The organism is Sediminicoccus sp. KRV36, assembly GCF_023243115.1.
Classification (GTDB): domain Bacteria; phylum Pseudomonadota; class Alphaproteobacteria; order Acetobacterales; family Acetobacteraceae; genus Roseococcus.
Map to the genome: position 1 here is coordinate 906,091 of NZ_CP085081.1, position 14,490 is coordinate 920,580.

General features: G+C 69.2%; 13 protein-coding genes and 1 riboswitch. Of the genes, 7 read left to right on the top strand and 6 right to left on the bottom strand.

The features are described from left to right. Position 1: 1 nt before the first annotated feature. Entirely contained in the window at positions 2-2,302 is a 2,301-nt protein-coding gene (gene metE, locus LHU95_RS03950; protein ID WP_248710079.1) for a 5-methyltetrahydropteroyltriglutamate--homocysteine S-methyltransferase, read from the bottom strand. Between the two features lie 72 nt (positions 2,303-2,374). Further along, positions 2,375-2,590 (bottom strand): DUF1289 domain-containing protein, encoded by a 216-nt coding sequence (locus LHU95_RS03955; protein WP_248710080.1) that lies wholly within the window; start codon positions 2,588-2,590, stop codon positions 2,375-2,377. A gap of 134 nt (positions 2,591-2,724) precedes the next feature. After that, positions 2,725-2,968: riboswitch (cobalamin riboswitch) on the bottom strand. 105 nt (positions 2,969-3,073) lie between these two features. Here LHU95_RS03955 and LHU95_RS03960 point away from each other — a divergent pair. Beyond that, entirely contained in the window at positions 3,074-4,390 is a 1,317-nt protein-coding gene (locus LHU95_RS03960; RefSeq protein ID WP_248710081.1) for a dihydroorotase, read from the top strand. 27 nt (positions 4,391-4,417) lie between these two features. After that, positions 4,418-5,098 carry a type 1 glutamine amidotransferase gene (locus LHU95_RS03965; RefSeq protein WP_248710082.1) on the top strand — a complete coding sequence of 227 codons (681 nt, stop codon included), beginning with the start codon at positions 4,418-4,420 and terminating at the stop codon, positions 5,096-5,098. Between the two features lie 197 nt (positions 5,099-5,295). On the opposite strand, the gene LHU95_RS03970 is transcribed toward LHU95_RS03965, so the two are convergent. Beyond that, positions 5,296-5,718, bottom strand: coding sequence for a hypothetical protein (locus LHU95_RS03970; protein WP_248710083.1), 423 nt, complete (start codon positions 5,716-5,718; stop codon positions 5,296-5,298). A gap of 145 nt (positions 5,719-5,863) precedes the next feature. Here LHU95_RS03970 and LHU95_RS03975 point away from each other — a divergent pair, with 145 nt between their 5' ends. Genes LHU95_RS03975 through der form a run of 3 tightly spaced genes read left to right on the top strand, consistent with a single transcriptional unit; the run spans position 5,864 to position 9,331 of the window. Further along, entirely contained in the window at positions 5,864-6,514 is a 651-nt protein-coding gene (locus LHU95_RS03975; protein ID WP_248710084.1) for a tetratricopeptide repeat protein, read from the top strand. Next, positions 6,515-7,879, top strand: a complete 1,365-nt coding sequence (locus tag LHU95_RS03980; protein ID WP_248710085.1) for a PQQ-binding-like beta-propeller repeat protein — start codon at positions 6,515-6,517, stop codon at positions 7,877-7,879. A 42-nt stretch (positions 7,880-7,921) separates the two neighbouring features. Next, positions 7,922-9,331, top strand: a complete 1,410-nt coding sequence (der, locus tag LHU95_RS03985) for a ribosome biogenesis GTPase Der (RefSeq protein ID WP_248710086.1) — start codon at positions 7,922-7,924, stop codon at positions 9,329-9,331. Positions 9,332-9,336: 5 nt separating this feature from the next. Here der and LHU95_RS03990 read toward each other — a convergent pair whose 3' ends face one another. Then, positions 9,337-9,921, bottom strand: a complete 585-nt coding sequence (locus LHU95_RS03990; RefSeq protein ID WP_248710087.1) for a transposase — start codon at positions 9,919-9,921, stop codon at positions 9,337-9,339. A 497-nt stretch (positions 9,922-10,418) separates the two neighbouring features. Between LHU95_RS03990 and LHU95_RS03995 the strand changes: the two genes are divergently transcribed. Together LHU95_RS03995 and LHU95_RS04000 are read left to right on the top strand one after the other, a co-directional pair. Next, positions 10,419-11,156, top strand: a complete 738-nt coding sequence (locus LHU95_RS03995) for a hypothetical protein (RefSeq protein ID WP_248710088.1) — start codon at positions 10,419-10,421, stop codon at positions 11,154-11,156. After that, positions 11,153-12,004, top strand: a complete 852-nt coding sequence (locus LHU95_RS04000) for a TSUP family transporter (RefSeq protein ID WP_248710089.1) — start codon at positions 11,153-11,155, stop codon at positions 12,002-12,004. The genes LHU95_RS03995 and LHU95_RS04000 overlap by 4 nt, the downstream gene beginning before the upstream one ends. Before the next feature lie 152 nt (positions 12,005-12,156). Here LHU95_RS04000 and LHU95_RS04005 read toward each other — a convergent pair whose 3' ends face one another. Next, on the bottom strand, positions 12,157-13,158 hold the full coding sequence (locus tag LHU95_RS04005) for an AraC family transcriptional regulator (protein ID WP_248710090.1): 1,002 nt from the start codon (positions 13,156-13,158) through the stop codon (positions 12,157-12,159). A gap of 288 nt (positions 13,159-13,446) precedes the next feature. Then, a complete protein-coding gene (locus LHU95_RS04010) occupies positions 13,447-14,490 on the bottom strand; it encodes a helix-turn-helix domain-containing protein (protein WP_248710091.1) in 1,044 nt (347 codons plus the stop codon).

Genomic DNA, 14,490 nt, shown 5'->3' on the forward strand with positions numbered 1-14,490 from the left:
CCTACCCGCGCAGGCTGCGGGCCGCCTCCACCATGCGGATCAGGGCCGGGCGCACCTCTTCCCATTTGCGGGTCTTCAGTCCGCAATCGGGGTTCACCCAGATCTGATCCGCCGGCAGGCGCTGCGCCGCGACGCGCAGCAGCCGTTCCATCTCCGCGGCCTCGGGCAGGGCAGGGGCATGGATGTCATAGACGCCCGGGCCGATCTCATTCGGGTAGCGGAAATCCACGAAGGCTTCGAGCAACTCCATCCGGCTGCGCGCCGTCTCGATCGAGATCACATCCGCATCCATCTCGGCGATGCGGTCCATGATGTCGTTGAATTCGGAGTAGCACATGTGGGTGTGTATCTGCGTCGCCTCGCGCACGCCACTCGCCGAGATGCGAAAGCAGGTGACCGCGTCCGTCAGATAGGCATCCCATTCATCGCGCCGCAGCGGCAGCCCTTCGCGGAAGGCGGGCTCGTCAATCTGCACGATGGGGATGCCGGCCGCTTCCAGATCCATCACCTCGTCACGGATGGCGTAGGCGAGTTGCCGGCGCACCGCATCGCGCGGGATGTCGTCCCGCACGAAAGCCCATTGCATCATGGTGACGGGGCCGGTCAGCATGCCCTTCATCGGCCGCGTGGTGAGGGCCTGGGCACGCCGCGCCCATTCCACCGTCATGGCCGCGGGGCGGGAGACATCGCCGAAGATGACGGGCGGCTTCACGCAGCGCGAACCATAGCTCTGCACCCAGCCATTCTTCGTGACGGCGAAGCCCTCCAGGAAATCGGCGAAATGCTCGACCATGTCGTTGCGCTCGAATTCGCCATGGACGAGGACATCCATGCCGATCTCCTCCTGCCAGCGCACCGCCGCTTCCATCTGGCCGGCCAGGAAGGCGTCATACCCTGCCGCATCCAGCGTGCCGCGCTTATGCGCCGCCCGGGCCGCGCGGATTTCGGCCGTCTGCGGGAAGCTGCCGATGGTGGTGGTCGGGAAGGCCGGGAGATTGAGCCGCGCCTGCTGCGCCACGCGCCGCCGCGTGAAGGGCACGCGCACGGCATCCTCGGGCCGGCCAGCGGCCAGGCGTGCCGCCACTGCCGGATCATGCAGACGCGGCGAGGCGCGTCGTGCTTCCTGGCGGGCATCGCTCGCCAGCAATTCCGCCGCGATGGCACCCCGGCCCTCGGTCAGGCCCCGCGCGAGGATCGCCACCTCCTCCAGCTTCTGCCGGGCGAAGGCCATCCAGCCGCGCAATTCCGGATCGAGGCCCGTCTCTGGCGCGAGATCCACGGGGCTATGGAGCAGCGAGCAGGAGGGCGCCACCTGCAGCAACTCGAAGCGCCGTGCGGCCGCCGCGCCGCGCAGCTTCAGGAAGGCGCGGGAGAGGTCGGTCGCCCAGACATTGCGACCATCCACCACGCCGAGCGAGAGGATCATGCGCGGCGGCGCGTGGCGCAGCGCCACGTCCAGCATCTGGGGTGCGCGCACCAGATCAAGATGCAGGCCGGCCACGGGCAGGGTCAGCGCGGTTTCGAGGTTCTCCCGCAAATCGCCGAAATAGCTGGCGAGGATGATGGAAAGCCTGGGCGTCACCGCCGCCAGGGCCGTGTAGGCGTGGCACAGCGCCGCGCGCGCCGCGTGCGGAAGGTCGAGCGCGAGACATGGCTCATCCATCTGCACATGGCGCGCGCCGGCGGCCTCCAGCCGGCGCAGGGTCTCCGCATAGAGCGGCAGCAAACCCGGCAGAAGGTCGAGCGCATCGCCACCGCCCGCCATCTTGCCCAAGAGGAGAAAGGACACAGGACCAAGCAGCACGGGCCGCGTCACCTGGCCCAGCGCCAGGGCTTCCTCGAACGCCTCGACCGCCGGAAAGCCCGTGGCCGTGAATTCCTGGCCTGGCTGAAAGACGGGCACCAGGTAATGGTAGTTCGTATCGAACCACTTGGTCATTTCCAGCGCGGGCGTCCCGCGCGCGATGCCGGCGGCGGCCTCACCCGCCGTGCCCCTGCCACCCCTTGCCAGGGCGAAGCGTGTGGCGAGCGAGACCCGCTCGCCCGGCCGCCAGCCATAGCCTGGCGGGATCACCCCGAAGGCGCAGGCATGATCCAGCACATGGTCATAGAGCGAGAAATCATTGCTGGGCGGCATGGCAATGCCGGCCAGTGACTGCAGGGCCCAGTGGCGGGCCCGCAGATCGGCGGCGCTGCGCAGCAGGGCTGCGTCATCCGACTGGCCGGACCAATGGGATTCGAGCGCGGTCTTGAGCTCCCGCCGCACACCCATGCGGGGGAAACCGAGATTGAAGGCGGACATGCATATTCTCCTGGCGGGGCGGCCAGATTCCGAAACCCGTTCTGCGTGGTCCGGCTGTGCGGGCCCTTGACCCTACCGCCCCTGTTGATCGGCTGATGTGCGAAGCGCCAGCCGCTCCCGCGCCCTGACCAGGATGGCGCGCTGCGTCGCGGCCGAAGCCGTGGACCAGCGGGCGATCTCGTCGAGGCTCCGACCACAGCCGAGGCAGATGCCGCCCGCATCCAGCGCGCAAATCTGCACGCAGGGCGAAGCGGGGCCGGTCTCGGTGGGCCAGGGGGTGGCTGGCATGGGGGTCAGGGCCCGGTCTGGCCGGGGCCTGATGTTCTTCGCATTCGGGGCCAGGAGAGGCGGGTGGCGTGCAATGGGGCGCGGGAATGGCGCATGGTCAGGTTCTCCTTGCCAGGGGCACCCCGCCCCGGTGGTTGGGTTTCGATCGTGCTGGCAGGTCTCCTGGCTCACGGGTCGTCACCGGCACTTCCGTCTTCCCAGGGCGAACCCCAGTGACGTTCCCCAGTAAGGGGCCCCTCGTCAGGAGAGGGTGAAGCGCCAGCTCACCGCTGACAGTTGCGGGGTCAGCTGCCGACTTGGCCGGCTGGAGTTCCAGCTGGGGCCGCACGGCATTCCCTTTTCACCGGCTCGCGCCGGACCAACACGTCATCAACATATCCTTATGGGTTTTTCTGTCAAGCGATTTTCGCCTCCAGGGCTCCGCCGTCTTGCATCGGCGGCCTGACGCGTCAGATTGCGCGCTTCGTTCCTCCGGAGACTTCCATGCCCCATTTCGATCTCATCCTGCGCGGCGGCCAGGCCGTGCTGCCCTGGGGCATCGAGCCGCTGGATATCGGCGTGCGGGATGGCCGAATCGCCGCCATGGGCAGCCTGCGCGGCGCCGAGGCGACGCAGGAGGTGGATTGCCGCCACCTGCATGTGCTGCCGGGCCTGATTGACGCCCATGTGCATCTGCGCGAGCCCGGCGACCCCGCGGTGGAGACCATCGCGACCGGCACCAGGGCCGCTATCCTGGGCGGCCTCGCCGCCGTGTTCGACATGCCCAACACCGCACCCTCCATCACGGATTCCGCGCAACTCGCCTGGAAGCGCGCCTATGTGAGCGAGAACGCCTATTGTGATGTCGGCCTGTATGTCGGCGCCTCCAAGAAGAACATCCCCGACCTCGCCGACCTGGAAGTCGAGGAGAATGTCTGCGCGGTGAAGGTCTTCGCCGGCTCCTCCACGGGTGATCTGCTGATCGAGGATGATGCCAGCCTGGAGGCCGTCATGCGCTCCGGCCGCCGCCGCATCTGCTACCATTCGGAGGATGAGTATCGGCTGCAGGCGCGCAAGCCGAACTACAGCTCGGGCATGCCGCACCGGAACCACATGGAGTGGCGCGATGTGGAATGCGCCATGCTGGGTACGCGGCGCCTCATGGCCATCGCCCGCAAGACCGGGCGCCCCGCGCATATCCTGCATGTCAGCACGGCCGAGGAACTCGCCTACCTGGCCGACTACAAGGATATCTGCTCGGTCGAGGTGCTGATGAACCACCTGACCCAGACGGATGAGGCCTATGGCCGCCTGGGTGGCTATGCCGTGATGAACCCGCCCATCCGCGACCAGCGCCACCTGGAGGCTGCCTGGGCCGCGGTGCGCAACGGCACGGTGGATGTGGTGGGCAGCGACCACGCGCCGCATTCCCGCGCCGCCAAGGAACGCCCCTGGCCCGACACCGCCGCCGGCCTGACCGGCGTGCAGACCATCGTGCCCGTCATGCTGGACCATGTGAGTGCCGGTCGCCTCAGCCTGATGCGCCTGGTGGACCTCATGTGCGCGGGCCCCGCGCGCATCTATGGCGCGGTGAACAAGGGCCGGCTGGCCGTGGGCTATGACGCCGACTTCACGCTCGTGGACATGGCGAAGTCCCGCGAGATCACCAATGACTGGATCGCCAGCCCCTGCGGCTGGACGCCGTTTGACGGCCATCGCTGCCAGGGCTGGCCGGTGGGCACCATCATTCGCGGCCATGTCGCCATGCGCGAGGATGAGGTGCTGGGCGGCCCGATCGGGCGGCCCGTGGCGTTCCGGTAGGAGCGGCCCCGGCCGGCCCGCGCCCCCATGAAGATCGGCATCCTGCAATGCGGCGCGGTCCCCGAGGAGCTGGAGGCCGAGCATGGCCGCTACGGCGCGATGGTCCAGCGCCTGCTGCCCCCGGCCCGGGACACCGTGCTGCATGACGTCACCGCCGGCGATCTGCCGCACAGCCCCACCGATTGCGAGGCCTGGCTGCTCACCGGCTCGCCCGCCGGGGTCTATGACGACCTGCCCTGGATCGCGCCGCTGATGGCATTCCTGCGGCAGGCGCGCGGCCGCACGAAGCTGGTGGGCATCTGCTTTGGCCACCAGGCCATGGCGCAGGCTTGGGGCGGCCGCGTCGTGAAATCGCCCAAGGGCTGGGGCATCGGGCTGCACCGCTACGACGTGCGGCAGCCCGCAGCCTGGATGGAGGATCGGGCGGCGGTGCATGTGCCCGCCTCCCACCAGGATCAGGTGGTGGAGGCGCCCGCCGGCGCGCGGGTCACGATCGCCAATGAATTCACCCCCCTGGCCGGGCTGGATTATGGCGACGCCGTTTCCTTTCAGTGCCACCCCGAATTCACGCCGGAATTCGGGGTCGCCCTGCTGCAATCCCGGCGCGACAGGTTCGGCCCGCTGGCCGGCCCGGCCATCGCCTCGCTCGCGCGGCCCCATGATTGCGCCCGCGTCGCGCAATGGATCCGGCGTTTTCTGGAGGGCTGATGCGGCGCCCGCACGGCTTTGGCCGCGCCGGGCGGGGCCGGCGGGCAGGGCCGCGGCCCGGAGCCTGCCTCCGGCAAGCCCGGCTTCCCGAAGGATGCATGATGCAGGCCTGCCGATCATCAATACATGGCGCGGAATCTCGCCCCCCGGCGACGGGTGCTGCCCGTCGCGGGTCGCGCTACAGGAACGCCGCAGCCCTACGGCTCCACCAGCGGTTCGATCCGCAGCAGATCCCGCGGCAATCCGGGCCACCACGCGGTGCGATCCGCCTCCTGGGCCGCGTTCAGGCTGGTGGGTCCATCCACCACGCCGCGCTGCATGGGGATGCTGGCGGGCCGGGTCACCCAGCAATCCACCTGGCCCAGGCTGCGCGTGCAATAGGGCGGCGCCGCCGGGGGCGCCTCGCTCGGCCCGCAATAGGACAGTCGGCGATCCAGCCGCACGATCGAGCAATCCCGCCCGCTCAGCCCGGAGACAACGATATCCGGCACGCTGCGCCCCACCAGGGTGACGGAGGCGACATTCACGGCCGCCCCCACCGCGAGGCTCGTCGCATCGCAACCGGGCAGGGCCAGCAGGGTGGGGAAAGCCAGGATGGGGAAAGAGAGGAGGGGGCGCATGGCCGCATCCAACACCCGGCCTGCTTAACACCATGCCAATGCCGGGCCGGCGCCGTGCCGCCAGAACGATTCGCGGCCCCGGTGATTTCACCGCGGCGGATGATGCTCTATACCGCTGCTCCCTGAACGCTGAAGGCCCCCGATCTTGCCGGATTTGATTGACGAAGTGGATGAGGAGCTTCGCGCCGAGCGCGCGAAGAAGCTCGCCCAGCGCTATGGCGGCCTGGCCACCGGGGTCCTGCTGCTGGCGATTGCCGGCGTGGGCGGCTGGGAGGGCTGGCGCTGGTATGAAGGCCGCCAGGCCGGCCAGGCCTCGCAAAGCTTCCTCGCCGCCTCCCGCGATGCCGCGGCGGAGGGCGCTGACCTGCGCGCCTCGGCCGAGCGCTTCGCCGGGATCGCGCAGGGGGCGCCGGCCGGCTACCGCACCCTCGCGCGGCTGCGCGCCGCCGCACTTCTGGCCGAGACCGGCCAGCTGGACGCGGCCCTGGCCGCCTGGGAAGCCCTGGCACGCGACCAGGAGACGGACCAGCTCTACCGCGATCTCGCGACCGTGCTCTGGGGCCTGCATGCGCTGGACCAGGGCGACGCCGCGATGATCGAGGCGCGGATGGGCCCACTCGCCGCTCCGGGCGCGCCCTGGCGCGCCTCCGCGCAGGAGGTGCAGGCATTGGCCGCCCTCAAGCGCGGTGACGCCGATCAGGCCCGCCGCGCGTTGCAGGCCATCATGGCCGATGCGGCCACACCGCAGGCCCTGCGCGACCGCGCGGGCCGGCTGCTGCAAGGATTGGGAAGCTAGATGGAACATCAGAAACCAGCCCGGATCGGCCGCCGCATGGCGCTGCTGGGCAGCGCCACCCTGCTGACCGGCTGCGACACGCTGCGGGACTGGTTCGACAGCGCGCTCGGCCAGAGCAAGGTGCCGCTGACGGGGGATCGCGTGCCGGTCATGGCGGCCGAGCGCGGCATCACGCCCGATGCCTCGGCGGCGAACCGCCCCTTCGCGCTGCCCGCCCCCGCGCTCAACACCGAATGGCCCACGGCCGGCGGCAATGCCGGGCATGCGCCGGGCCATCTTTCCCTGCCAAGCCCGATCGGCGAGGTCTGGCGCACCTCCATCGGCTCGGGCACCGGCTATCGCCAGCGCCTGACCGCCGCCCCCCGCGTGGTGGGCGATACCGTCTTCGCGGTGGATGCCTTCGGCTGGGTCACGGCGCTGGATGTGGCGCGCGGCAACCGCCGCTGGCAGACCGATACGCGCCCCCGGCGGGACCGTGACGGCGCGGTCGGCGGCGCCCTGGCCTATGCGAATGACACGCTGTTCTGCGCCACCGGCCTCGCCGAGATCATGGCGCTGGACCCCGCGACGGGCGAAATCCGCTGGCGCGCCCCGCTGCCCGCCCCGGCCCGCGGCGGCATCGCCGTCGCTGGCAACCGGGTGATGGTGCCCACCATCGAAAACCAGCTGATCGGCCTCTCGGCCGAGGATGGCGCGCGGGTCTGGACCTTCCGCGCCACACCGGTGCAGGCCCTGCCGCTCGGCTTGCCGAGCCCGGCGGTGGAGGGGGATGTCGCCGTGGGCGGCTTCCCCTCCGGTGAGATCGTCTGCTTCCGCATCGCCGATGGCCGCGTGCAATGGAGCGAGAGCCTGGGCACCACGCGCGGCGGCGTTTCCATCGCCGATATCGGCGCCATCACGGCACTGCCCGTGGTTGACCGCGGCCGCGTCTTTGCCATCGGCATGGCCGGTGCGGCCACCTCGCTCGACCTGCGCTCCGGCCGCCGGGTCTGGGAGCGCGAGGTGGGTGGCACGCAGACTCCCTCCGTGGCGGGGGACTGGGTGTTCGCGCTGACCCGCGGCAGCGCCCTGATGGCGATGACGCGCGATGAAGGCCGGGTCCGCTGGATCACGCAACTGCCCGTCTTCGCCAATGAAGCGCGCCAGCGTGACCCGATCGCCTGGGGGCCGCCCGTGCTGGCCGGTGGGCGCCTGCTCATCACCGGCAGCCACGCGCAATTGTTCGAAGTGAATGCCGAGAATGGTGATATCCTGACCCGGTTGCGCATCCCCGATGGCAGCAGCCTGCAGCCCGTCGTGGTCAATAACAGCGTGTATCTCTTGACGGATGGCGGCTCCGTGGTCGCTTTGCGTGGGGTGGGATGATGGTTTTTCCAAGCCGCTCGGGCCCTTTCTGGCCCCTTTCCCATGGCCAGTGAGGGCAAGGGCGAACGCGAGGTCGAACGCGGCAGCCAGTATCGCCACCGGGACACCTCGGCGCTGCCGGTGGTGGCCATTCTCGGCCGTCCCAATGTCGGCAAATCCTCGCTCTTCAATCGCCTCGTCGGGCGGCGCCTCGCCATCGTGGATGACACGCCCGGTGTGACGCGCGACCGCAAGGAGGCCGAGACCATGATGGCCGGCCGCAACCTGTTGCTGGTGGACACCGCCGGGCTGGAGGAAGCCGCCCCCGAGACACTGTATGGCCGCATGCGCGCGAGTTCCGAGGCCGCGCTGGAGCAGGCCGATGTCGCCGTATTTGTCGTGGATGCGAAATCCGGCATCACGGCGTCCGACCGCGCCTTCGCCAATTGGCTGCGGCGCGCGCGGCGCCCCGTGATCCTCGTCGCCAACAAGGCCGAGGGGCGCGGTGGCGCCCAGGCCGCGATGGAGGCGTATGAACTCGGCCTGGGCGATCCCATCGCCGTTTCGGCCGAGCATAATGAGGGCATCGCCGGCCTGATGCAGGCCATCGCCGAGCATCTGCCGGAAGCCGAGCCCGAACCCTTCGAGGGCGAGGCCAAGCTCTTACGCCTGGCCATCCTCGGCCGGCCCAATGCCGGAAAATCCACCCTGCTGAACACGCTGCTGGGCGAGGAGCGCATGATCACCGGGCCGGAGCCTGGCCTGACGCGCGACGCCATCGCCAGCGCCTGGCAGGATGAGCACGGCCCGATCCGCATCGTGGACACGGCCGGCATGCGCAAGCGCGCGCGCATCAACCACCGGCTGGAGGAGATGTCCGTCGCTTCCTCCATCTCGGCGCTGCGCGAGGCGGAGGTGGTGATCCTGGTGCTCGATGCCGCACTGGGCCTGGAGGAACAGGATATCCGCATCGCGCGCCTCGCCGAGCGCGAAGGCCGCGCCGTGGTGATCGCGCTGAACAAATGGGACGCCATCGAGGACCGCGCGGCGGCGCGCAAGCGCGTCTCGGACACGCTTGAAACCTCGCTGAACCAGCTGCGCGGCGTCGAGGTTGTGCCGATTTCGGCCGCCACCGGTGCTGGCGTGGAAAACCTGATGCCCGCGGTGCGGCGCACGCATGAGCGCTGGAATCGCCGCATCGGCACCGGCGCGCTCAACCGCTGGTTCGCCACCATGCTGGAGCGGCACCAATTGCCGCTGGTGGACGGCAAGCGCCTGAAGCTGCGCTATTGCACCATGCCGAAGGCGCGCCCGCCCACCATCGTCATCTTCGGCACGCGGGCCGAGCAGCTGCCGCTGGATTACCAGCGCTATCTGTTCAACGGCTTCCGTGAGGAATTCGACATGCCGGGCGTGCCGATCCGCCTGCAGCTGCGCGGTACCGAAAACCCCTATGCCGAAGAGGCCGACTGAGGCGCTCACGCGAGCGCGAGCCGGACGGAACGCGCCATGCTGGGCCGCCCGCCGGCCAGGGTGAGCAGGTTCCGGAGCGTCCGGCCCCATTCCTGGACGAAGCGGCCGAAGTTTTTTCGCCCCGGCTTTTGGTATTCACGCATTTGCCAGGCCACCAGGCTTTGGGACAAATCCGGATCGGCCACCATCCAGGCCGGCCCAGGCAGGGCCTCAAGAAGCTTCAATCGGCGCGCCAGCACGATGATGCGCAAACCGCGCAAGCTGGCGGCGCGCCGCACCGCGCGGAAGATCAGCCGGCGCAATTGCTGAAGCGGGTGGCGCGGGCCGAGATCATGCAGCGCGATGAGCAGGTTTTCCCAGAGACCCGCATGCGTCAGGCGGCGGTAATGCCGCGCCACGGTCCCGGCCGGGCCGTATTCGGGCGGGAGTTCACGCCAGGGCGCATCGGTGGACATCAGGAAGAGAATGGCGTTCATCCGCTGGCGGAGATCCGCCATGGGGCGGCCGGCGGGGTGGTCCTTCTCGGCATAGGGGCGCAGCGCGTCCCATTGGCGGTCTGAGAGGGCGGTGAAGGGGATGCGCTGCTTCATCCTAGGAAAATATACCGAATTTCCCTGAAAAGTCAAGGAAACAGCGGGCGTGGCCGCCGCTTGCGCTGGCTGCGGGATTGCCGGCGGCTGGTGTTTGCCTCCGCCGTCCCTCCCCCACCCCGTCTTTGCGCCTGTCTGGGCGCCCGTCTGGGGGTCCCTCTGGGCGTCCGTCTGGGCTGAGCCCCGGTCCTCCGGCGTCTGCGGCAATGCCCGGCCGGACAGATCCCGCAGGGGGCTGACAGATCCGGCGGGAAACGCTGTTGCCCGGGCGTCTTGGCCCTCAGCTGCCGCAGCCTGGCGTGTAGATCGGTCAGGCAACCTTGGTGCCTGTTCCCATGAGCGCGATGCCTCGAACTCCCGCAGCCCCGCAAGGTGCCGCCATCATGCCCGGGCCGCGACGCGCTGGCGGGCCGGAGCCTTCGGTCGCAGGGCGGCAGGATCGGGGCGGAGCGGCGGGATGGCCCCCCGCCGGATCATCCGGCGCGGTGCTGCGCGCCATGCTCCTGACCCTGCTGCTGGCCACGCCCGCCCTGGCGCAGGCTTCGCCCCGCGAGGAACCCCTGGACCCGCTGGAGGAGGTTGCGCTGTTCGAAGCCGGCGGTGCGGTCGGCACGCTGGTGCTTCCGGCCGGCGCGCCGGATCGCCGCACCCCGGCGATTGTCATCCTGCAGGATGCGCTCGGGCCGGATGGCCGGGCGGCCTTGTATGTGGACCAGCTTCTGGGCGCCGATCTCGCCGTGCTGGAACTCGTCGTGGCGGAGCAGATGCACCTCGGTGACGTGCTGGCGGCCTTGGCCGCGCATCCGCGCATCCTGGCCGGCCATCTGGGGCTGCTGGGCTTTGGGGCGGGGGCGCGGCAGGTGGCGGAATGGCCAGGCCAGGTGCGGGCGCGCGCCTTGCTTTATCCCGGCTGCGCCGCGCTCTCGCCGGCCGCCATGCCGAATGAGGCCGTGCTGGTCATGCATGGCGCGGCCGATGCGCGGCACGCCAGTGCGCTCTGCGGGGAGTTGGAAACGCGGCTGGGTGCCACGGCTCGGCGGTTGCAATGGCGCAGCCTGGCCGGTGCCGGCCATGCCTGGGACCGCCCGGCCCTGGGCGGCGAGGGGCGCAGCATGCTGCCCGCACCCCATGGCCCAGGCCGCATCGCCGCGGAGCATCATCCAGGCCTGGCCGCACTTTCCGCAGCCCAGGTGGCCGGCTTCTTCGCGACCAGCCTGCTGGCCCCCGCACGATGAGCGAGGTGCGCGTGGGCGATGGCGCCTTGACCACGCTGCACGCGGCCATCCCCGCCCTTGCCTGTGCGGGCCTGGCGGCACTGGCCTATGCCGGGGCCGTGCAATGGATGGCGCCGGAGCTCTCCCTGGCGCTGCCGCTGCTCGCCGTTTTTGTCGCGGCGATGATCTCCTCCGTCGCGGGCTTCGCCTTTGCGCCGGTCAGCGCCGTGATGCTCATTCACCTGGTGGATGATCCGCTGCGGATGGTGAGCATGATCATCACCGCCAGCATCATGGTCCAGCTGCTCTGCGTGCTGAACCGCTGGCGGGATATGGACTGGCCCGGCGCGCTGGTGGTGGCGACGGGCGGGCTGGCCACGCTGCCGCTCGGGCTGCTGCTGCTGCTGGAAGCGACGGGGCGCGCGCATGTGATGTCGCTGGGTGCGCTGCTGGTGGCCTATGCGGCGTGGATGATGTGGCGCCCGCATGCCGTGCAGGCGGGCAACCCATCGCGCTGGGCGCAGGTGATGGTCGGCGCCGCGGGCGGCATTACCGGGGGCATGGCCGGCTTTCCGGCCGGGCCGCTCGTCGCCTGGTGCGGGTGGCTTGGCATGGGGCGGGTGGCGCTTTGGGGCATCACGCAGCCCTATATCCTGGTCATGCAGGTCGCGGCCCTGCTGCTGCTGCAATGGCTGGCGCCGGCACGCGGGCAAATGGCCGGCTTTGACCCTACGCTGTTGCTGGTGGCCGGGCCGGCGCTGTTCGGCACGGCCTGCGGCTTGCAGTTGCATGGCGTGCTCTCGGACCGGAATTTCGCGCGGCTGATGAACGCGATGCTGCTCGCGGCCGGGCTCGGGATGCTGCTGTGACGCGTGGCCACGCTGGTATCCGCGGCTGGGTAGGCCGCCCGCCAGGAAGCCAGAGCATCACCCGTTCAAACGGAATCTTTGGAACAGGGAAAGATGTCCGAAAAACAAGAGGCCAGAGCGTGTGATATCAGGCCTTCCGAACGGAACATACTCTAGGATCGCGATGCGCGCCGGATGACGTCCCGCGGAGTTTCGCCATGGCGACGCTGGAATGCCAGGTTGAAGCGCGATGCGTTGGTGAAGCCGTAGCGCCGCGAGACCGCGCCGATGCAAAGGCCATCCGCTCCCTGGCTCAATTCGGTGTGCACCAGTGCCAGGCGGATGGCCTGCAGCGCGGCCAGGGGCACCTGGCCGCGAAAACGCTGGAACACGGCGTTCAAGGTGCGGACGCTGCATCCCGCCGCGGCGGCAATGTCGGCGACGCGAATGGGGGAGGCACTGTTCGCGCGCATGAATTCCTCCGCGCGATGAACATAGGCCGGAACGGCGCAGCTCGGCCCGGCATCGAGGTGATGGGTGTGATTGTGTTTTGCGCCCCGCAGGATCAGCGTGAGGATCAGGTCAGTTGTCGAGGCGAGTGCCACGGCGTTGGTGGCGATGCCGTCAGGCCGGTCAAACTCCTGCAGGACGAAGTCGAGCTGGCTCTTCAGGCTGGCCGCCAGCCCATGACCCCAATCCAGGGAAGGGCTGAATGCCAGCGGCTCGGTGAGCCGCCTGTCGAGCATGTGCTCGAGCGCCTCCTCTGCTTGCGCAACCTTCACGAACACGTTGGTGCGCACGCTGTCATCGCTGGTCACCAGACGCGTATCGGAGGCGAGACGACAGACGAGTCCGCCGGACGAGTTCGCCGTTATGGGAACACCGCGGTGGATCAATGTCATGCTGCCCCGCAGCGGCGCGGAGAAAGCGAAGACATCGCTTTCTCCGCCTTTCATCGACACTTCCGTCTCGAAGCGACTCTCGCCGTGGCTGGCCAGAATCGAACCGGCGCTGCGGATTGCAACAGCGAGGATCGGCGTGTCGAAGCGCATGCGCCAAAGCGCGCGATCCCGCAGCTTGTAGCGGTAGTCACGGCTTGAACCCGGAAGGCGGTCACTCACGCGCGATCGGCTATCGAGCTCCGCCGGATCGCTTGCACGCACGACACTGAACATGGTCCGACACCCGGAATCGGCCGAAAGCAGCGACGGTCGCACAGCGTCATCCTCATGTCAGGAACAGCCACGCTGTTCTCGCTCCGCAAAGGCACGCCTCTTTCTCGCATAGGTTGCATTGAAAATATATGATGAAGTGTTCTGCTGGGCTTGGTGGTGAGACGGCCTGCGCCCATCCATCGCATGTCACGCCTCGGTCGCCCCGGCCATGTGATCGAACTGAGCCAGCAAGGCCGGGGTTGATGGCCGCGCGCTTTGCCGACGACACCGCACGGAACGCGGATAAGGCTAAAGCCGCGATCTGCGCCGGATCACGTCCAGCGCCGTTTCACCGAAGCGGCGCTGGAAGGCCTGATGGAACCGCGACGAATTGGTGAAGCCGTAGCGCCGCGCGACCACGCCGATGCTCTCGCCTTCGCCGCCATGGCTCAATTCGGCATGCACCTTCTGCAGCCGGATGGCTTGCAGCGCGGCCAGCGGAACCTGGCCCCGGAAGCGCTGGAAGACGGCGTTCAGCGTGCGGACGCTGCATCCCGCAGCGGCGGCCACCTCGGCGATCCGCAGCGGTGTGGCGCAATGGGCGCGCATGAACTCCTCGGCGCGGCGGATATAGGCCGGCAATGCCACGGCCGGGCCAAGGGCCAGCTGCCCGGAGTAATTATTGGGCGCCGCCCGCAAGGCCAGCGTGAGGAGGAAATCGGTCATGGAGGCGAGCGCCACGGCATTGCCCACCACGCCGTCCGGCCTTTCGAATTCCTGCATGAGGAAGGCCAGCTGCCATTTCAGGCTGGCGGCGAGCCCGTGGCTCCAGTCGATCTCCGTCTCGAATTCGAGGGGGGCGCCCAGGCGCGCGTCGAGCATGTGCTCCAGCGCGCTCTCCAGCTCCGTCACCTTGAAGGAGAGATGCGTCCGCGTGCTCTCCTCATCGGTCAGCATGCGCGTCTGGTGGCGCAGGCGAAACACGAGGCCCGTATCGGCGTTGCCCCGCTTGCTGAGATTCCCCTCGATCACGGCCATCTCGCCCGCGAGCACCGTGGTGAAGCCGATGAAGGCGCTGTCCTCGCCCTCATGCAGCACCTCCGTGGGCAGGCGGCTGCCGCCATGGCAGGCCACGATGGAAGGAGTGCTGCGGATGGCCAGGCTCAGGATCGGGCGGTCGAAGCGCGTGCGGTTCAGAACGGGGTCGAGCAGGCGGTACTTGTAGCTCCGGCTATTGGCCGGGAAGGGTGTGCCCTCGCGCATCCGCCGCTCGAACTCCACGGGGTTCCTGGCGCTGACGACGTTGAACGCCGCAAGACGCGCCGCATCGCCGGGGATGGAGGGCGGGGGCAA

Coding starts and splice junctions, on each gene's coding strand:
- der (WP_248710086.1), top strand. CDS start 7,922: ATGGCCAGTGAGGGCAAGGGCGAACGCGAGGTCGAACGCGGCAGCCAG.
- LHU95_RS03980 (WP_248710085.1), top strand. CDS start 6,515: ATGGAACATCAGAAACCAGCCCGGATCGGCCGCCGCATGGCGCTGCTG.
- LHU95_RS04000 (WP_248710089.1), top strand. CDS start 11,153: ATGAGCGAGGTGCGCGTGGGCGATGGCGCCTTGACCACGCTGCACGCG.
- metE (WP_248710079.1), bottom strand. CDS start 2,302: ATGTCCGCCTTCAATCTCGGTTTCCCCCGCATGGGTGTGCGGCGGGAG.
- LHU95_RS03955 (WP_248710080.1), bottom strand. CDS start 2,590: ATGCCAGCCACCCCCTGGCCCACCGAGACCGGCCCCGCTTCGCCCTGC.
- LHU95_RS03970 (WP_248710083.1), bottom strand. CDS start 5,718: ATGCGCCCCCTCCTCTCTTTCCCCATCCTGGCTTTCCCCACCCTGCTG.
- LHU95_RS03995 (WP_248710088.1), top strand. CDS start 10,419: ATGCTCCTGACCCTGCTGCTGGCCACGCCCGCCCTGGCGCAGGCTTCG.
- LHU95_RS03965 (WP_248710082.1), top strand. CDS start 4,418: ATGAAGATCGGCATCCTGCAATGCGGCGCGGTCCCCGAGGAGCTGGAG.
- LHU95_RS03960 (WP_248710081.1), top strand. CDS start 3,074: ATGCCCCATTTCGATCTCATCCTGCGCGGCGGCCAGGCCGTGCTGCCC.
- LHU95_RS03990 (WP_248710087.1), bottom strand. CDS start 9,921: ATGAAGCAGCGCATCCCCTTCACCGCCCTCTCAGACCGCCAATGGGAC.
- LHU95_RS04005 (WP_248710090.1), bottom strand. CDS start 13,158: ATGTTCAGTGTCGTGCGTGCAAGCGATCCGGCGGAGCTCGATAGCCGA.